The sequence below is a fragment of the Pseudomonas sp. W2I6 genome, assembly GCF_030815935.1.
Taxonomy (GTDB): Bacteria; Pseudomonadota; Gammaproteobacteria; order Pseudomonadales; family Pseudomonadaceae; genus Aquipseudomonas.
The window spans coordinates 3,929,991-3,947,972 of sequence record NZ_JAUSXJ010000001.1; the positions used below are offsets into that span (position 1 = coordinate 3,929,991).

15 protein-coding genes are annotated in these 17,982 nt (G+C 62.3%); 8 read left to right on the forward strand and 7 right to left on the reverse strand.

Annotation, left to right across the window (positions count from 1 at the left end; translation table 11 throughout):
* Positions 1-25 precede the first annotated feature (25 nt).
* The 7 genes from QF039_RS18190 (at position 26) to QF039_RS18220 (ending at position 7,298) form a co-directional block, all read left to right on the forward strand.
* A complete protein-coding gene (locus QF039_RS18190; RefSeq protein ID WP_307519878.1) occupies positions 26-1,294 on the forward strand; it encodes an OprD family porin in 1,269 nt (422 codons plus the stop codon).
* 322 nt (positions 1,295-1,616) lie between these two features.
* Positions 1,617-2,438, forward strand: coding sequence for an NAD(P)-dependent oxidoreductase (locus QF039_RS18195; protein ID WP_003207819.1), 822 nt, complete (start codon positions 1,617-1,619; stop codon positions 2,436-2,438).
* A 30-nt stretch (positions 2,439-2,468) separates the two neighbouring features.
* Positions 2,469-3,344 carry an SMP-30/gluconolactonase/LRE family protein gene (locus QF039_RS18200; RefSeq protein WP_307519881.1) on the forward strand — a complete coding sequence of 292 codons (876 nt, stop codon included), beginning with the start codon at positions 2,469-2,471 and terminating at the stop codon, positions 3,342-3,344.
* Positions 3,345-3,395: 51 nt separating this feature from the next.
* Positions 3,396-4,367, forward strand: coding sequence for a TRAP transporter substrate-binding protein (locus tag QF039_RS18205; RefSeq protein WP_003207815.1), 972 nt, complete (start codon positions 3,396-3,398; stop codon positions 4,365-4,367).
* Positions 4,368-4,434: 67 nt separating this feature from the next.
* Complete coding sequence (locus tag QF039_RS18210) at positions 4,435-4,962, forward strand: TRAP transporter small permease (RefSeq protein ID WP_003207813.1); 528 nt, start codon at positions 4,435-4,437, stop codon at positions 4,960-4,962.
* A complete protein-coding gene (locus tag QF039_RS18215; protein WP_003207810.1) occupies positions 4,963-6,243 on the forward strand; it encodes a TRAP transporter large permease in 1,281 nt (426 codons plus the stop codon).
* A 194-nt stretch (positions 6,244-6,437) separates the two neighbouring features.
* Positions 6,438-7,298 carry an aldose 1-epimerase gene (locus QF039_RS18220; RefSeq protein WP_307519885.1) on the forward strand — a complete coding sequence of 287 codons (861 nt, stop codon included), beginning with the start codon at positions 6,438-6,440 and terminating at the stop codon, positions 7,296-7,298.
* A 123-nt stretch (positions 7,299-7,421) separates the two neighbouring features.
* Here the strand turns inward: QF039_RS18220 and QF039_RS18225 are convergent, their stop codons facing one another.
* From QF039_RS18225 to ercA, 5 genes are all read right to left on the reverse strand, one after another.
* Positions 7,422-8,567 carry an HlyD family secretion protein gene (locus QF039_RS18225; protein ID WP_003207807.1) on the reverse strand — a complete coding sequence of 382 codons (1,146 nt, stop codon included), beginning with the start codon at positions 8,565-8,567 and terminating at the stop codon, positions 7,422-7,424.
* Positions 8,564-10,222, reverse strand: a complete 1,659-nt coding sequence (locus tag QF039_RS18230) for an MFS transporter (protein ID WP_003207803.1) — start codon at positions 10,220-10,222, stop codon at positions 8,564-8,566. The genes QF039_RS18225 and QF039_RS18230 overlap by 4 nt, the downstream gene beginning before the upstream one ends.
* 659 nt (positions 10,223-10,881) lie before the next feature.
* Complete coding sequence (locus tag QF039_RS18235; protein WP_307519889.1) at positions 10,882-12,360, reverse strand: DASS family sodium-coupled anion symporter; 1,479 nt, start codon at positions 12,358-12,360, stop codon at positions 10,882-10,884.
* Positions 12,361-12,439: 79 nt separating this feature from the next.
* Positions 12,440-13,810, reverse strand: a complete 1,371-nt coding sequence (locus QF039_RS18240; protein WP_003207799.1) for a hybrid sensor histidine kinase/response regulator — start codon at positions 13,808-13,810, stop codon at positions 12,440-12,442.
* The gene (ercA, locus tag QF039_RS18245) at positions 13,794-14,957 is read right to left on the reverse strand and encodes an alcohol dehydrogenase-like regulatory protein ErcA (protein ID WP_003207798.1); all 1,164 of its coding nucleotides are present in this window, start codon (positions 14,955-14,957) and stop codon (positions 13,794-13,796) included. The genes QF039_RS18240 and ercA overlap by 17 nt, the downstream gene beginning before the upstream one ends.
* Before the next feature lie 237 nt (positions 14,958-15,194).
* On the opposite strand from ercA, the gene QF039_RS18250 reads away from it, so the two are divergent.
* Positions 15,195-15,860, forward strand: coding sequence for a response regulator transcription factor (locus QF039_RS18250; RefSeq protein WP_063028558.1), 666 nt, complete (start codon positions 15,195-15,197; stop codon positions 15,858-15,860).
* A gap of 30 nt (positions 15,861-15,890) precedes the next feature.
* Here QF039_RS18250 and QF039_RS18255 read toward each other — a convergent pair whose 3' ends face one another.
* Together QF039_RS18255 and QF039_RS18260 are read right to left on the reverse strand one after the other, a co-directional pair.
* Positions 15,891-16,706, reverse strand: coding sequence for a sulfite exporter TauE/SafE family protein (locus tag QF039_RS18255; protein WP_003207794.1), 816 nt, complete (start codon positions 16,704-16,706; stop codon positions 15,891-15,893).
* A 9-nt stretch (positions 16,707-16,715) separates the two neighbouring features.
* Positions 16,716-17,960 carry an FAD/NAD(P)-binding oxidoreductase gene (locus QF039_RS18260; protein WP_307519893.1) on the reverse strand — a complete coding sequence of 415 codons (1,245 nt, stop codon included), beginning with the start codon at positions 17,958-17,960 and terminating at the stop codon, positions 16,716-16,718.
* Positions 17,961-17,982: the final 22 nt, after the last annotated feature.

Below are 17,982 nucleotides of genomic sequence, written 5' to 3' on the forward strand. Positions count from 1 at the left end.
AACAAAAAGACAAGGGAGCGTCACTGTGAGCCAACACGTCCGCCAGTTCTCCGGCACCACCCGTTTTGCCGCCATCGGTTTGAGCAGCCTGGCCTTTACCCTCCCCGCCACCGCCTCGGCAGAAGGCTTCATCGATGACGCCACCGCCACGCTCAACCTGCGCAACGCCTACTTCAACCGCAACTTCACCAACCCCGCCTACCCCCAGGGCAAGGCCGAGGAGTGGACGCAAAACTTCATTCTCGATGCCAGGTCCGGCTTCACCCAAGGCACCGTCGGTTTCGGCCTGGACGTGCTGGGCCTGTACTCGCAGAAACTCGACGGCGGCAAAGGTACCGCCGGCACCCAACTGCTGCCGACCCGCAGCGATGGCCGCCCTGCCGATAACTTCGGGCGCCTGGGCGTGGCGCTGAAAACCAAGCTGTCGAACACCGAATTGAAAGTCGGCGAATGGATGCCGGTACTGCCGATCCTGCGCTCGGATGACGGCCGCTCACTGCCGCAAACGTTCCGCGGCGGCCAGGTAACGTCCAGGGAAATCGCCGGCCTGACCTTGTATGGCGGCCAGTTTCGCGGCAACAGCCCGCGCAACGACGCGAGCATGGATGACATGTTTCTCAACGGTAAAGCCGCATTCACCTCGGACCGCTTCAACTTCGGCGGCGGCGAATACACCTTCAACGACAAGCGCACCCAGGTTGGCGTGTGGTATGCCGAACTCAGTGACATCTACCAGCAACAGTATTTCAACCTGACCCACAGCCAGCCCGTGGGCGACTGGACCCTGGGCGCCAACCTCGGGTTCTTCACCGGCAAGGAAGACGGCAAGGCCCTGGCCGGCGACCTCGACAACAAAACCGCGTTCGCCCTGCTCTCGGCCAAATACAAAGGCAACAGCTTCTATATCGGCCTGCAGAAACTCAGCGGCGAAAGCGCCTGGATGCGGGTCAACGGCACCAGCGGCGGCACCCTGGCCAACGACAGCTACAACGCCAGCTACGACAACGCCAAGGAAAAGTCCTGGCAGGTGCGGCACGACTTCAACTTCGTGGTACTGGGCATTCCCGGGTTGACCATGATGAACCGCTACATCAGTGGCGATAACGTGCACACCGGGGCGATCACCAATGGCAAGGAGTGGGGCCGTGAGTCGGAGCTGGCCTACACGGTACAAAGCGGTCCACTGCGGGACCTGAATGTGCGCTGGCGCAACGCAACGATGCGCCGGGATTTCAGTACCAACGAGTTTGATGAAAACCGGATATTCATCAGTTACCCGCTGTCGTTGTTATAGCGGTTTACAAACAACCGGAAAGGCTTTTGTGGCGGGGGAGATTGCTGTGGGGAGAGATTGCTGTGGGGAGGTAGATTGCTGTGGCGAGGGAGCTTGCTCCCGCTGGGCTGCGCAGCGGCCCCAAAATCTTGGGAGCGCTTCGCACTCCAGCGGGAGCAAGCTCCCTCGCCACAGTAAGCCCTCTTGCCACAGCAAGCTCCCTCGCCACAGGACAGCGATGAGCCTCTATCAACTTCGACCAATAGTGCGTTGACAAGTGTAGGAAACCCTAAGGATACTTCGGATCAGTCATACGACAACCTACAACAATAACGGGATCACCATGACCACCACAACCGCCCCTACCCCGTTCAACCGCTTGCTGCTCACCGGTGCCGCCGGTGGCCTGGGCAAAGTCTTGCGCGAACGCCTGCGTCCTTACGCCAAGGTACTGCGCCTGTCGGATATCGCCGACATGGCCCCGGCCGCTGACGACAGCGAAGAAGTATTGCCTTGCGATCTTTCCGACAAACAAGCCGTGCACCAACTGGTGGAAGGCGTCGATGCGATCCTGCATTTCGGCGGCGTATCGGTGGAACGCTCGTTCGAGGAAGTGCTGGGCGCGAACATCTGCGGGATCTTCCACATCTATGAGGCGGCGCGCCGCCATGGGGTCAAGCGCGTCATCTTCGCCAGCTCCAACCACGTGATCGGCTTCTACAAGCAGGACGAAGCCCTCGACGCCCACTCCCCGCGCCGCCCCGACAGTTACTACGGGCTGTCCAAATCCTACGGTGAGGACATGGCCAGTTTCTACTTCGATCGCTATGGCATCGAGACCGTCAGCATCCGCATCGGCTCCTCGTTCCCGGAACCCCAGAACCGCCGGATGATGCACACCTGGCTGAGCTTCGACGACCTCACCCAACTGCTCGAACGCTCGCTGTACACACCGAATGTCGGGCATACCGTGGTCTACGGCATGTCGGATAACCTCGATGTGTGGTGGGACAACCGCTTCGCCGCGCACCTGGGCTTCACCCCGCGGGACTCTTCCGAAGTATTCCGCAAACAGGTTGAAGCCCAGCCGATGCCCGCTGCCGACGACCCGGCGCGGGTGTACCAGGGTGGCGCGTTTTGCGCCGCCGGCCCGTTCGGTGACTGACCACAGACCAACCCAAGGGAATGAGTGGCCATGCAAGCAGAACTGATTGTCGACGCCCGCAACGCCGTGGGTGAATGCCCGGTGTGGGTACCCGGGGAAAACGCCCTGTACTGGGTGGATATTCCCACAGGCGAACTGCAACGCTGGAACGCCACCAGCGGCCAGGCGCAGGCCTGGAAAGCTCCGCAGATGCTCGCCTGCATCGCCCGCACCTCGGCGGGCGATTGGGTTGCGGGCATGCAAACCGGGTTTTTCCGGCTGACGCCCCACAACGATGGCAGGCTCGACACTGCGCCCCTGGCCAGCGTCGAGCACGCCCGCCCGGACATGCGCCTGAACGATGGCCGCTGTGATCGCCAGGGCCGGTTCTGGGCCGGCAGCATGGTGCTGAACATGGCCGAGAATGCGGCCGACGGTGCACTGTACCGCTACGAAACAGGCCGGGCGGTTCACACCGCACTCAACGGTTTCATCACCCCCAACGGCCTGGCCTTCAGCCCGGACGGGCGCACGATGTACCTCTCGGATTCGCACCCGTTGGTCCAGCAGGTCTGGGCCTTCGACTACGACATCGACAGCGGCACGCCGTCCAATCAGCGGCTGTTTGTGGATATGCACCAGTTCCTCGGCCGCCCCGACGGAGCCGCCGTGGATGCCGAAGGTTGCTACTGGATCTGCGCCAACGATGCCGGGCTGGTCCACCGCTTTACCCCCGACGGCCGTCTCGACCGCTCACTGGCCGTGCCGGTGAAAAAACCCACCATGTGCGCCTTCGGTGGCAGCCGCCTGGACACCCTGTTCGTCACCTCGATCCGCGACGACCACAGTGCCCAGTCGCTGGCCGGCGGCGTGTTTGCCCTCAACCCCGGGGTCACCGGATTGCCGGAGCCCACCTTCATCCTCTAGCTGCATCGCTGTGCCTTGAATAAAACAATAACAAGACTGGAGAGACACCCCATGGACTTCAAACGCACTTTGCTCCTCGCCGCACTCCCCTTCACCTTCGTCTTCGCCGGTGCCGCCCACGCGCTGGAAATCAAATTCGCCGACATCCACCCCGCCGGCTACCCCACCGTCGTCGCCGAAGAACAGCTGGGTAAAACCCTGGTGGCCGAAAGCAACGGCGGCCTGACCTTCAAGATGTTCCCCGGCGGCGTGCTGGGCTCGGAAAAGGAAGTGGTGGAACAGGCCCAGGTCGGCGCGATCCAGATGGCCCGGGTCAGCCTCGGCATCGTCGGCCCGGTGGTGCCGGACGTGAACGTGTTCAACATGCCGTTCGTGTTCCGCGACCAGGTGCATATGCGCAAGGTCATCGACGGCGAGATCGGCGATGAAATCCTCGCCAAGATCACCGACTCCGAATTCAACCTGGTGGCGCTCGCCTGGATGGACGGCGGCACGCGCAACCTCTACACCAAGAAACCGGTGCGCAAGATCGAAGACCTCAAGGGCATGAAGATCCGCGTGCAGGGCAACCCGATCTTCATCGAAACCATCAACGCCATGGGCGGCAACGGCATTGCCATGGACACCGGCGAGATCTTCAGCGCCCTGCAGACCGGCGTGATTGACGGAGCGGAAAACAACCCGCCCACCCTGCTGGAACACAACCACTACCAGAACGCCAAGTTCTACAGCCTGACCGGCCACCTGATTCTGCCCGAGCCCATCGTGATGTCGAAAATCACCTGGAACAAGCTCACCCCCGAGCAACAGGTGCTGGTGAAGAACACCGCCAAAGCCGCGCAGATCCAGGAGCGCGAGCTGTGGGACGCCAAGTCCGCCAGCAGTGAAGCCAAGCTCAAGGCTGCTGGCGTCGAGTTCATCGACATCGACAAAAAACCGTTCTATGAGGCCACCGCTTCGATTCGCGACAAGTACGGCGCGCCTTACGCCGACCTGATCAAGCGCATCGAAGCCGTCGAGTAACCCTCCTTCCCCTCATAGATAAGGCCCGGCGCGGTCGGCATCGACGCGCCCGGTTACGGTGAACGCCATGAAGAATTTACTGCTGCGCATCAACGACCGCATTTACATGAGCTGCATCTGGATCGCCGGCCTCGCCGTTCTCGGCGTCGCGCTGATCATCCCCTGGGGCATCTTCGCCCGCTACGTGCTCGGCACCGGCTCCAGCTGGCCGGAGCCCACCGCCATCCTGCTGATGCTGGTGTTCACCTTTGTCGGCGCCGCCGCCAGCTACCGCGCCGGGGCGCACATGTCGGTGGCCATGGTCACCGACCGCCTGCCGCCCGGCCAACGCCGAATCGTCGGCATCGTCTCGCAATTGCTGATGGCAACCATCTGCCTGTTCATGACGATCTGGGGCAGCAAATTGTGCCTGTCGACCTGGAACCAGTTCATGAGCGCCATGCCGACCTTGCGGGTGGGCATCACCTATATGCCGATCCCGATCGGTGGCTTGCTGACCCTGGTTTTTGTGCTGGAAAAACTCCTGCTGGGTGACCAGAGCAACCGTCGGGTCGTGCGCTTCGACCTGGTTGAAGAAAGTGAAGGGGCTGCCTGAATGGACGCATTGATTCTGTTGGGCAGCTTTATCGCCCTGATCCTGATTGGCATGCCGGTGGCCTACGCCCTGGGGCTTTCTGCGCTGATCGGCGCGTGGTGGATCGACATTCCGTTCCAGGCCCTGATGATTCAGGTGGCCGGCGGGGTGAACAAGTTTTCGCTGATGGCGATTCCGTTCTTCGTGCTGGCCGGGGCGATCATGGCCGAGGGCGGCATGTCGCGCCGGCTGGTGGCGTTTGCCGGGGTGCTGGTGGGGTTTGTGCGCGGCGGCCTGTCCCTGGTGAACATCATGGCCTCGACGTTTTTTGGCGCGATCTCCGGCTCGTCGGTGGCCGATACGGCGTCTGTCGGTTCGGTGCTGATTCCGGAAATGGAACGCCAGGGCTATCCCCGCGAATTCGCCACCGCCGTCACCGTGAGCGGCTCGGTGCAAGCCTTGCTGACGCCTCCCAGCCACAACTCGGTGCTCTACTCCCTGGCGGCGGGCGGCACCGTGTCCATCGCCTCGCTGTTCATGGCCGGCGTGGTCCCGGGCCTGCTGATGAGCGCCTGCCTGATGGTGCTGTGCCTGATCTTCGCGAAAAAGCGCAACTACCCCAAAGGCGAAGTGATCCCCCTGAAACAGGCACTGAAAATCTGCGCCGATGCACTGTGGGGCCTGATGGCCATGGTGATCATTCTTGGCGGGATTCTGTCGGGCATCTTCACCGCCACCGAGTCGGCGGCGATTGCGGTGTTGTGGGCGTTCTTCGTGACCATGTTCATCTACCGCGACTACAAATGGAGCGAGCTGCCCAAGCTGATGCACCGCACGGTGCGCACGATCTCCATCGTGATGATCCTGATCGCGTTCGCCGCCAGCTTCGGCTACATCATGACCCTGATGCAGATCCCGGCGAAGATCACCACGATGTTCCTGACCCTGTCGGACAACCGCTACGTGATCCTGATGTGCATCAACGCCATGCTGCTGTTGCTGGGCACGGTGATGGACATGGCGCCGCTGATTTTGATCCTCACGCCGATTTTGCTGCCGGTGATCCTGGGGATTGGCGTCGACCCGGTGCACTTCGGCATGATCATGCTGGTGAACCTGGGGATCGGCCTGATCACCCCGCCGGTGGGTGCGGTGTTGTTTGTGGGGGCGGCGGTGGGCAAAGTCAGCATCGAGAAGACCGTGAAGGCGTTGCTGCCGTTTTATGGCGTGCTGTTTTTGGTGCTGATGGCCGTGACCTACATTCCGGCGTTGTCGTTGTGGTTGCCGGGGTTGGTGTTATAAGCCCCACACTGCGTGTAGCGAGGGAGCTATTGTGGAGAGGGAGCTGCTGTGGCAAGGGAGCTTTCTGTGGAGAGGGAGCTTGCTCCCGCTGGAGTGCGAAGCGCTCCCGCTTTTTTGGGGCCGCTCCGCAGCCCATCGGGAGCAAGCTCCCTCGCCACACAAGCATTCATCATTCAATAGGTCTGCTGACACTCATGATGCTTGAACTCGAAGACAACCTGACCCACCTGACGCTGGCGCCAGCGTTGGGCGGGAGTATCGTCAACTGGACAGTACGCAGCAGCGGCCAGCCGTTGCTACGCCACACCGATCGACAGGCGCTGGCCAGCGGCTTGCCGGGGAAGCTTGCGTGCTTCCCGCTGGCGCCCTGGTCGAACCGGGTTGCCGAAGGTGGCTTTGATAACCCATCAGGGTGGTTGGGACTTGAGCCCAACAGCCCGCTGGACCCGCTGCCAATTCATGGCAGTGCCTGGCAACAGGTGTGGCAGGTGGTCAGCCAGACGTCAGACGAAGTGGTGTTGCAACTGGACAGCAGCACACCCTTTGCGTATCGCGCCGAGCAGCGGGTTCAGTTGAAGGGCGGCAAGTTGAGCATCACCTTGCGCGTCACGCACCTGGCGGAAACGGCGACGTGGCACGGGTTGGGATTGCATCCGTATCTACCCCGCAGGCCGGGCACGCAATTGCAGGCAAAGGCTTCGCAGGTATGGATGAGTGATGCGGCGAAATTGCCGACAGGGCTGGCTGCCGTACCCGCCGAGTGGGATTTTCAACACCCAGAATCGTTGCCCGAGACACTGGTGGACAACGGTTTTTGCCCGTGGGATGGGCACTGCGTCATCCAGCAGCCAGACCTGGGTTACACCCTGGAATGCCAGGCCACCGGCAGCGACTATTACCTGCTGTATTGCCCGCCGGGGCTGGATTTTTTCTGCTTCGAGCCGGTGAGCCATCCAGTGAATGCCCATCACCTGCCGGGCAGGCCAGGGTTGAAGCTGTTGGAACAAGGCCAGTCGGCAGAACTCAGTTTCAGCCTGCAATACAAAACCCTCTAACAACACAAAACCCATGTGGGAGCGGGCTTGCTCGCGAATGCGGTGGATCAGTCAACACATCTGCGACTGACACTCCGCATTCGCGAGCAAGCCCGCTCCCACATTTTTGATCTCCATTGTGTCTTAGGGAGGGGTGTTTTTCAGGCGCCCCGCCGTGTCGATACTCACCACCACCGACAACCCCGGGCGCAGCCGTTCACTCTGCTCCTGCCCCGGGTCCACGGTAATCCGCACCGGAACCCGCTGGGCGATCTTCACGAAGTTGCCGGTGGCGTTATCCGCCTGCAACAGGCTGAACTCCGACCCGGTCGCCGGGGAAATGCGCTGCACCGTGCCGTGAAACTTGCGGTGGTCCAGGGCATCCACGGTAAAGGTCACCGGCTGGCCAACCTGCACGTTGTCCATCTGGGTTTCTTTCATGTTGGCGATCACCCACAGCTGGTTCGGCACCAGCGCCATCAACTGCGCGCCGCTGTTGACGTAGGCCCCGAGGCGCACGCCAATCTGGCCCAGTTGCCCGTCACGCGGGGCGATGATCCGGGTGTTCGACAGGTCGATACGCGCCAGCTCCACTGCCGCATCGGCACTGGCCACCGCCGCCTCCAGCGAACCGCGATTGACGATCACTGTCTGCAAATCCTGCCGGGCGATTTCCAGGTTGGCCTGGGCCTGGGCCACGGCCGCGATGGTTTGCGCATTGGCGGCGCGGGTCACGTCCAGCTCGCGTTTGGACACCGACCCATCGCTGATCAACTCCTCATTGCGGCGCAAATCCGCGGTGCTTTTGCGGGCCTGGGCCTGGCTGTCCATCAAGGCCGCCTGACGCAGCTTGATGGTCGCCTCGGCGCTGTTGCGTTGCTGCACCACATTGGCCAGGGACGCCTGCTGCACCGCCAGTTGCGCCTGGGCCTGATCAAGGCGCTGCTTGTAGATACGGTCATCGAGGCGCACCAGCAAATCCCCGGCCTTGACGTACTGGAAGTCCGTCACCGGCACTTCATACACGTAGCCGCTGAGCTGCGGCCCGATGATCGTCACCTGGCCGCGCACCAGGGCGTTTTCGGTGGTTTCCACGGCGCTGCTGAAGGGCGGCAACTGCCAGGCGTAGAGCACGATCAGCACGCCGATAATCGCAATCGCGGCAAAGCCCATGGAAGAGATGATGCGCACCCGCAAGGAGCGCGGTTCGGTGGCCGGCATGCTCGGCGGCGCGGTGCCTTCCGGCGTGGAAGCGATGGCGTTGGTGGTGGTCGTCGTCGGTTCGGTCATGAAGAAAGTGCGCCGCTGGGTTGAACGGGAGGCGCTGCACTGGCGGCAGCTTTAGTGGTACTCATCAGCCAGAGGCTGCGGATAAAGATCCAGATCATGGTGAGTATGGCGATGATCGCGATCAGCATGAACACATCGTTGTAGGCCATCACATTCGCCTCGCGGGTGGCGGCCGTGGCCAGGCTGCGAATGCCCATGAGGTTGCGCAACTCGGGGTCGGCGATCACCCCGCCATAGGCCGAGCCGCCGCTGGCAACACGCGCCGCCACACGCGGGTCGAGCAAGGTCAGGTGTTCGACGATCATGCTGGAATGGAATTTCTCCCGCACGATCTGGAACGTACCGAGCAATGCCGCACCAATCAGGCCGCCGAGGTTCTGGCAGATCCCGAACAGCACCGAGAAACTCACCAGGTTCCTGGGGTTGGTCAGTACGTTCTTCGTGCCCAGGACCATGGTCGGCCCGAGGAAGAACGTGCCGCCAAAGCCTAGCAGGAACTGGCTGATGTACATGTTTTGCGGACGCGTGAGGTTGCTGGAGAAACTGTCCATCACCGAGCCCACTGCCATGAAGGCCAGGGAGATGATCAGCGGCATCAGCAAATGCGCGGGGTTGATGGTCAGCGCGCTCACGGCCAGGCCGGCAATCGCCCCCGCCAGCATCACCCAATACAGCGTGCGCATCTGCTCGTTGCTCATGTTCAGCATCTGCATGAAGCCCACGGCACCGGTGGACTGCTCCGAGAGCACCATGCGGATCAGCACCACCGCCAGCGCCAGGCGAATCATCGCCCCGCTGCCCAGCCAGCGGGTCATCAGCAACGGGTTGGAGCGGTTATGCTCGATGGCCAGGCCGGCCATGATCAGCACCAGTGAACAGGCCGAGGCGATACCAATCCACGGGGCCTCCAGCCACCAGTCGATACGGCCCAGGGACAGCACGGCGCAGAGCAAGGCGACGCCGGTGGCGAGGATGGCGAAGGTCAGGAAGTCGAGTTTTTCGAAGGTCTTGAAGCGGTCGCCCGGTGGCAGCTTGAGCAGGAACACACAGCCCAGGCAGGTCAGCGCCATGCCCAGTTCGAACAGGTACAGGCCGCGCCATTCGGCGATTTGCAGCAGGTCTTCGGAGAACAGTCGGGCCAGGGGCAACGCCAATTGCGCGGTGCCCAGGCCGAGCACCAGGGCTTTCATCCGCCACTTTGCGGGAAAGGCCTGGATCATGTAGTACAGGCCCAGGGAACTGAGGGCGGCGCCGACCATGCCGTGGGCCGCGCGTACAGCGATGGCCGAGCTGAGGTCGTTGACGAACAGGTGGCCGAAGGTGACCAGGGCGTAGAGCACCAGGAACACTTCGGTGAACGCACGCAGGCCGAATTGCTGGCGGAATTTTACCAGCAGCAGGTTCATGGAGACGTTGGTCATGACGTAGGCGGCGGGGAGCCAGGCCATCTCGGCCGTCGTCGCGCCCAGGGCGCCCTGGAGGTACACAAGGTTGGCGATCACCAGCGAGTTGCCGAGGCCACCGGTGATTGCCACGAGTACGCCGACGAGGGCGTAGGCCCAGCGCTTGCGGGTGGAATGCAGCGGCGTCGACGGCGAGCCCGGCAGGCTCGGGCGCTCGTGGGGCTGCCAGGTGTGGGGGGTGTATTTGTCCATTCGGTGGCCTTGATGACCGGCGTTTGGGGCCGGTGGAACGGTTACTCAGGGAGTAGTAAACCTGAGTGGAGTTCAACTTGCCATCTTGGGAGGGATTTGGGCGGTTGGGGTGCATATCCGTTGCTGCGGTAACGGCTGCTTATGGTTCCGCTCTTACATCGGCTCACTTCTTAACAGCGCAAAAGTAAGCAAAACGCTCTTGCCCCACCACTCGGCACCTCGCTAATGCTCGGTGTGCCCGCACTCCGGCCAGCGTGGTTTAACGGGGCGCCTAAGATCAAGATCAAAAGCAAGAGCACAGCGGCCTCCCCGCCGGCTTGAGTGTTGTAAATCAACAGCTAAAGCGGGCACGGTCAAATGTGGGAGCGGGCTTGCTCGCGAAGGTCGTTAACGATGACGCGGGCATCCTGAATGAACGCGGCGCTCTCAGGTTCTTCGCGAGCAAGCCCGCTCCCACAGAAAAGCAGCTCTGCTTTCGCCCTGGATCTTGCCTCTGTTTTTAACACTCAAGCCGGCCGGTAGGCCGCTGTGCTTTTGCTTTTGACCTTGATCTGACTGCCCCAATGAGCCCGAGGCCGAACGCAGGCAGTGCGAAGCGGGCCGCTGTAAGAGCGGAACCATAAGCGGCCGTTACCGAAATAACGGATATGCCCCCCACCTCAAATCCACCCCAACCAACTCCAATACGTAGCCGCAAACACCAACATCAACCCATATCCAATCAACGTCACCAAAATCCCGACCTTGGCAAACTGCCGCGCGGTAAACGTGCCGGTCCCCAAACACACCATATTCTGCGGCGCATTGATGGGCAGGATAAACCCGTAGCTCATCACAAACCCCAGCAACATGGTCATCCCCAGCCGACTGAACTCCCCGGGCAACGTCTGCAACACCGCAATCAAAATCGGCAACAACGCCGAGGTCAACGCCGTGGCACTGGCAAACCCCAAATGAATCACGATCAAAAACGCCCCCAGAATCGCAAACACCCCCAGCGGCCCCACCTGGTCCAACCCGGTATGCGCCACCACCTGCGACCCCAGCCACTGCCCCGCCTGGGTGGTCAGCAACGCCGTACCCAGGCTGATGCCAACCCCAAACACAATCACCGTGCCCCACGGAATCCGCGACTGCACATCCTTCCAGGTCATCACCCCGATCCCCGGCATCAGCAAGAACACCAGCCCGGCATACGTCGTCGAGGTCGTATCAAAGCTGTGCAACCGCCCTTCCGTGGCCCAGGCCAACAACAGCAACACCGACACCGTCAGCAAGCGCTTCTGCGGCCCCTTCATCGGCCCGATGTCCACCAGCGATTGCGCCACCGCCTCCTTGCCTCCGGGAATGCTGTCACTCTCCGGCGGCAGCAGCTTCAACACCAAAAACAACAACACCGCCGACATGATCAGCGCCCACGGCGCCCCGGCGATCAACCAGTCGATCCACGACACCCGCTGCCCCAGCATCTTGTCCATGAAGCCAACCGTCAGCAGGTTCTGCGCCGCCGCCGTCTGGATACCGACGTTCCAGATGCTCGTACCCTGGGCCACGACGATCATGATCCCGGCCGCAATATTCGAACGCTTGTCCACGCCAAACGCGGCAATCACCCCCATCATGATCGGCACCACACACGCACTACGGGCCGTGGCGCTGGGCACCACCAGGCTCAAGAGGATGGTCACGGCAACTGCCCCGACGAGAATGCCCCGGGTGCTGGTACCCACCCGGGTCAGGGTGACCAACGCGATGCGCCGGTCCAGCCCGGTATGGGTCATGGCTGCGGCGATAAACAGCGCGCCGGCCACCAGCGCCAGCGCCGGGTTGGAAAACCCCGTCAACGCCATGCTGATGGCCGGGCTGGAACCGATCAGGTGCGTCGGGTCTTGCAGCGACGGCGCAGTGCCGAGCAAAAAAGCCATCAATGAGGTGATCATGATCGCGCTGGCCTCGTAGGAGACCGCTTCGGTGATCCATACCACCACCGCAAACGCGAGGATCGCCAGCATCCGGTGCCCGGCCACCGGCAAGTCGGCCGGCAGCGGCAACAGCAGCACGCCGACCATCACCAGTACGCCGACCACCAGGCCCAGGGGCAACTTGAATGAAGCAGCTGTTGTTGCGGGGGCACTCATGGGGTTCTCCGTCGGCCGTGAAATCTGGCCCACAGCATGAGGCAAAGCGTCACGCCCGGTGTTGACGGGTATCAAGTGGCTAGGCCAATAACTGGGTCAACACCGCTCGCAACTTGCCGGGCTTGACCGGCTTGTTCAGCAATGGCACGTCCAGGCGCTGCAATGCACGGCGGCATTGGTCGGTGCGGTCGGCGGTGATAATCACTGCCGGAATCCTGCAGCCAAAATGCTCGCGCAACTGGTGCACGACCTCACAGCCCACCACGCCATGGTCCAGGTGATAGTCCGCGAGAATCAGCTCCGGTGCCCTGCCCTGCAACGCAACCAGTGCGCCGGCCTGATCGGTCGCAGTGACCACCTCGCAGCCCCACTGCCCAAGCAGCGCGCTCATGCTGTCGAGGATGCCGACTTCGTTGTCCAGCACCAGCAGCCGCCTCCCCGGCAACGGGTTGCCGGTGCTCGGTTGCGCGGCCACCACACTGATGGGCAGCGGCATGTCCTCGCTGATGGGGACTTCGATGCTGAACATCGAACCGCGCCCCGGCCACGAACGCACCGCCACCGGATAACCGAGGACCTCGGCGATACGCTCGACAATCGCCAACCCCAGTCCCACCCCCTTGCGGTCGGCGGCGCGGCCCACGTCCAGTTGATTGAACTCCAGGAAGATGGCGTCCAGACGGTCCGCCGCAATTCCGCGCCCGGTGTCCCACACCTCCAGGCGCAACCGCTCACCCCGGCGGCGGGCGCCCAGCAGGATGGAGCCCGCGCTCGTGTAGCGGCAGGCGTTGCTGAGGAAATTGCGCAGGATCCGCGTCACCAGCCGCAGGTCGGTGTTGATTGCGTAATGGCCTGTACGCGCCCGCAGGTTCAGCCCGGACGCCGCGGCCACCGACTGGAATTCCGAGACCAGCGGTGCGAACAGTTCGTCGAGACGGTACAGGGCGATGTCCGGCTTGACCGCCGCTTGATCGAGTCGGGAAATGTCCAGCAAGTCGGTGAGCAAATCCTCGGCGCCTTCCAGGGCCTGATGGGTGCGCTCCACCAACACGTGTTCGACGCTGGGCAAGTTGCGCTCGCGCAGGGTGGAAATCAGCAAGCGTGCGGCGTTGAGGGGTTGCAGCAGGTCATGACTGGCGGCGGCAAGGTATTTGTCCTTGCTGCGGTTGGCGGCCTGGGCGGCATCCCGGGCATCGCGCAGGTCCTGCTCGATCTTCTCGCGCTGGGCGATTTGCTGTTGCAGGTTGCGGTTGGCTTCCAGCAACTCGTCGGTACGCGCCGCGACCCGCTGTTCCAATTCGTCGTTGAGGCGGATGTAGCGATTGCGCTCGGCTTCCAGCTCGTCGAGGCGCGCGGTCAGTTCGGGGTAATGACTCTTGCGCGCCGAGTGGTTGCCCAGCCCCAGCAGCCCCGCGAGTGCCCGTTGCTGATCGTCAGAGAGCTTCGCCATAGACGACCTCGACGTCACGCTGGCTGGACTCACGCGGGTTGGTAAGGATGCACGGGTCGTGCATGGCGTGCTGCGACAGAAAGGGAATGTCCGCCACTCGAATCCCATGCAGGCCGAGGGTTTCATGGAAGCCGATCGCATGCTTCAACGCGATCAAATGGTCCACCAGCCGGCCGCAGATTTGCCGGTGGTTGAGGCCCCGGCAATCAATGCCGAAGGTCTCGGCAATCACCTTGAAACGCTCCGGTGCCGCGCTGTAGTTGAACGCCACCACATGTTCCACCAGCACTGCGTTACACAGGCCATGGGGCAGGTCGAGAAAGCCGCCAAGGCTGTGGGACATGGCATGCACCGCGCCGAGGATCGCGTTGGAAAACGCCAGCCCGGCCTGCATGCTGCCCAGCATGATTTTCTCCCGAAGGGCGATGTCGCCGGGGTTGGCGATCATCTGCACCAGGTTGCCATTGATCAGGCGCATGGCTTCCAGCGCGTGGGGATCGGTCAGCGGGCCGTGGCCGGTGGACACGAAGGCCTCGATGGCATGCACCAGCGCATCGATGCCGGTACAGGCCGAGAGAAACGGGTCCATGCTCGCCGTGGTTTCCGGGTCGATCAGTGAAACATCGGGCACCACCGCCTTGCTGACGATGGAGAACTTCATGCGCTCCTGCTGGTTGGAAATGATCACGAACTGCGAGACATCCGCCGAGGAGCCCGCGGTAGTCGGGATCAGGATCAGCGGCGGGCTCGGCACGCGGATGGTGTCGACGCCTTCGAAGTCGAGGATGCTGCAGCCATGGGCGACCACGATGCCGATGGCCTTGCCGCAGTCCATCGGGCTGCCGCCACCGACGGCGACGATCACGTCGCAATGGTTTTCACGGTAGACCTCGGCGCCGAGCATCACCTCTTCAACCCGGGGGTTGGGCGAAACGGCGGTGTACAGGCAGTAGTCGATGCCGATCGCTTGCAGGCTGGCCTCGACATCGGCCACCCAGCCGACAGCAACCACGCCGGGATCACTCACCACCAACACCTTGCGCGCGCCAAAGGTCTTGGCGTAGTTGCCTACGTTGTGCCGGCAGCCGGCGCCAAAGATGATTTCAGGGGAAACGAATTTACGCAGGAGACTCAGGTTCGGGCTCATTGGTAAGCCTGTTTTTATTATTCTGGAAGATGCGCTCCACACTAACCCATCCGACACTGATTGCAATCAGACCAATGGGGGGCGCTGAAACCGCGACGTACGGCACGATCTACTACTTTGGTACTGATTCCCCTCTCTATCGTCGCATTCCCAAGGCATCGAGACTGGCATGTAATGGGCGCATGACCCTATGGATCGGACCTGCTTGAATAAGCAAAAATAATAAGGCGAACGTCCATGTACAAAATTCTGATAGCCGACGATCACCCACTGTTTCGCGAGGCGATCCACAACGTCATCAGCGACGGGTTCCCGGGCAGCGAAGTGATGGAAACCGGCGACCTGGACAGCGCCCTGGCCCTGAGCCAGGAGCACGACGACCTGGATCTGATCCTGCTGGACCTGAACATGCCGGGCATGCACGGCCTCAATGGCCTGATCAACCTGCGCAACGAGTCGCCGACGATTCCGGTGGTGATCGTGTCTGCCGAGCAGGACAAGCAGGTCGTGCTGCAAGCCATCACCTATGGCGCGGTGGGGTTCATCACCAAGTCCTCGCCCAGGCTGCAGATGACCGAGGCAATCCAACAGATTCTCAACGGCAATGTGTATTTGCCGCCGGAGATTATTCGCAGCCAGAAAATCGGCGGGCAACGCCGCATGAATGATTGCCTGGGGCTTGCGCCGGAGCTGCTGCAGGCCCTGACCCGCAAGCAATTGCTGGTGCTGGAGCGGATGACCAAGGGTGACTCGAACAAGCAAATCGCCTATAGCCTGGAGATTGCCGAGACCACGGTGAAGGCCCATGTCTCGGCGATCCTGCGCAAGTTGAACGTGCACAATCGGGTGCAGGCGATTCTCAGCGCCGGGGACATCGACTTTGGTGCCTACCTGCGGCGCTGATACCCGTAGGGGCGGGATGCTGACCGCATTTCAAGGCACCTGAATGAGGGCCCGAAACAGCATGCCCGCCGCCACCAGCACACACAGGGTGGCAAAACCCACCTGCAAGGTGCGCGCCTTGATCACCGAGCACAGGCGCCGCCCCGCCAACATGCCGACAATGCTCGAACCGATAAACACCCAGCCCATCGGCTCGATACTGACCCCGGCATGAAACGCGCCGATCACACCGATCAACGAGATCAGGCTGATCACCATCAGCGAGGTGGCGACGATGCCGCGCATCTGCACATCGGTCAGTTGCTTGAAGGCCGGTACGATCAGGAAGCCGCCGCCCACGCCGAGCAACCCCGACACCGCACCGGTCACTGCGCCGAGTGCTGCCAGGGTGGCGGTGCATTTGGCGGTCCAGGAAAAGCGCCCGGTCTGCTGGTCGAGCATGCAGTTCTTCTGGCCCCACGACGCGGTGCCGTGGTCGCTCGGCCCGGCCTCAAGCTTCTCCCGTTGCAGCATGCGCCAGGCCACCAGCACCATCAGCGCACTGAACAGGCCCATCAGGACTTTCTCCGACATCTGGTGGGCGAAGAACACTCCCAGCGGCGAAAACAGCGCGCCGAGCAGCGCAATCAGCAGCGCCGCGCGGTAACGCACCAGGCCATGGCGCAAACCGTCGACAGCCCCCACGGCAGCGGCCGCGCCCACCGCGAACAACGATACGGGCGCGGCCTGGGTCATGGTCAACCCCAGCCCCAATACCAGGGCCGGGACACCAAGAATGCCGCCTCCGGCACCGGTCAAGCCCATGACCAACCCCATCAACACGCCCAGAAAACTTGCCAGCAGCATAGGGTTGCCTCAATCCACCTTGGCCAGACGGGTCAGCCACTCGCGGCCCTTGAGCATGCCGTTCCAGTAGAACCACGGCAGGAAACTCGCCTTGAGGAACCACGCCGAACGCCGCGCCACAGTCGGGTCGAGGGGAAAGGTCGGCAGCAACTTGCCGCCATAGCCGAACTCGGCCAGCACCACCTTGCCCTTCTCCACGGTCAGCGGGCAGGAGCCATAGCCGTCGTACTTGAGGGGCAACGGTGCCTGTCTGCGCAGGGCCAGCAGGTTTTCCGCCACCACCACGATTTGCTTGCGCACCGCCGCGGCGGTCTTGGCGTTGGTGGTGGAACACACATCGCCCAGGCCGAAGATGTGCGGGTAGCGCAGGTGTTGCAGGCTCTGGGGATTCACTTCGCACCAGCCGGCGGCATCGGCCAGGGGGCTGTGCCGAATGAAGTCCGGCGAGACCTGTGGCGGGACGACGTGCAGCAGGTCGAAGGTTTTCTCTTCGACGCGCACATTGCCTTCGGCGTCCTTGATTTCGAACCAGGCCTTGCGCGCGGGGCCGTCGACCTTGACCAGGTTGGAGTTGAATGCCAGTTGCGCCGAGTACTTTTCAACGTACTTCATCAGCGGCGGCACGAAGGTCGGCACGCCGAACAAGGCGGCACCAGCCAGGTTGAATTCGACCTTGATGTTTTTCAGGTCACCCTGGCGGAGCCAGTGATCGCACGACAGGTACATGGCTTTTTGCGGAGCGCCGGCACATTTGATCGGCATGGCCGGTTGGGTAAAGATCGCCTTGCCATTTTTGAGTTGCTGCACCAGTTGCCAGGTGTAGGCGGCGTGCTCATAGCTGTAGTTGGACGTTACGCCATACCGGCCGAGGGTCTCTTGCAGGCCTTCGATCTTCTCCCAGGCCAGGCGCAGGCCCGGGCACACGATGAGGTTCTTCCAGCTGACGCGCTGGCCGCTGTCGAGCACCAGGGTTTGCTCGTCGGGCACTAATTCGCTGACCGCGGCCTGGATCCAGGTGACGCCGTTGGGCAGCACGTCGGCCATGGGGCGCACGGTCCTGGTAACGTCATAAGCCCCACCGCCCACCAGGGTCCAGGCCGGCTGGTAGTAGTGGTGGTCGCTGGGCTCGATCAGGATGATGTTCAGGTGCGGGTCGCGCTTGAGCAGGCTGGCCAGCAGGCCGATGCCTGCCGAGCCGCCACCGATGACAACGATATCGCCACTGATGGTAGGTCCCCAGTGTTGGTCGTTCATGGTCTATGGCCTTTTTCAGTTA

Bases quoted from the DNA above. Each gene is read 5' to 3' on its own strand.
- QF039_RS18195 (WP_003207819.1), top strand. From the start codon at position 1,617: ATGACCACCACAACCGCCCCTACCCCGTTCAACCGCTTGCTGCTCACC.
- QF039_RS18200 (WP_307519881.1), top strand. From the start codon at position 2,469: ATGCAAGCAGAACTGATTGTCGACGCCCGCAACGCCGTGGGTGAATGC.
- QF039_RS18205 (WP_003207815.1), top strand. From the start codon at position 3,396: ATGGACTTCAAACGCACTTTGCTCCTCGCCGCACTCCCCTTCACCTTC.
- QF039_RS18210 (WP_003207813.1), top strand. From the start codon at position 4,435: ATGAAGAATTTACTGCTGCGCATCAACGACCGCATTTACATGAGCTGC.
- QF039_RS18215 (WP_003207810.1), top strand. From the start codon at position 4,963: ATGGACGCATTGATTCTGTTGGGCAGCTTTATCGCCCTGATCCTGATT.
- QF039_RS18220 (WP_307519885.1), top strand. From the start codon at position 6,438: ATGATGCTTGAACTCGAAGACAACCTGACCCACCTGACGCTGGCGCCA.
- QF039_RS18225 (WP_003207807.1), bottom strand. From the start codon at position 8,567: ATGACCGAACCGACGACGACCACCACCAACGCCATCGCTTCCACGCCG.
- QF039_RS18230 (WP_003207803.1), bottom strand. From the start codon at position 10,222: ATGGACAAATACACCCCCCACACCTGGCAGCCCCACGAGCGCCCGAGC.
- QF039_RS18235 (WP_307519889.1), bottom strand. From the start codon at position 12,360: ATGAGTGCCCCCGCAACAACAGCTGCTTCATTCAAGTTGCCCCTGGGC.
- QF039_RS18240 (WP_003207799.1), bottom strand. From the start codon at position 13,810: ATGGCGAAGCTCTCTGACGATCAGCAACGGGCACTCGCGGGGCTGCTG.
- ercA (WP_003207798.1), bottom strand. From the start codon at position 14,957: ATGAGCCCGAACCTGAGTCTCCTGCGTAAATTCGTTTCCCCTGAAATC.
- QF039_RS18250 (WP_063028558.1), top strand. From the start codon at position 15,195: ATGTACAAAATTCTGATAGCCGACGATCACCCACTGTTTCGCGAGGCG.
- QF039_RS18255 (WP_003207794.1), bottom strand. From the start codon at position 16,706: ATGCTGCTGGCAAGTTTTCTGGGCGTGTTGATGGGGTTGGTCATGGGC.
- QF039_RS18260 (WP_307519893.1), bottom strand. From the start codon at position 17,960: ATGAACGACCAACACTGGGGACCTACCATCAGTGGCGATATCGTTGTC.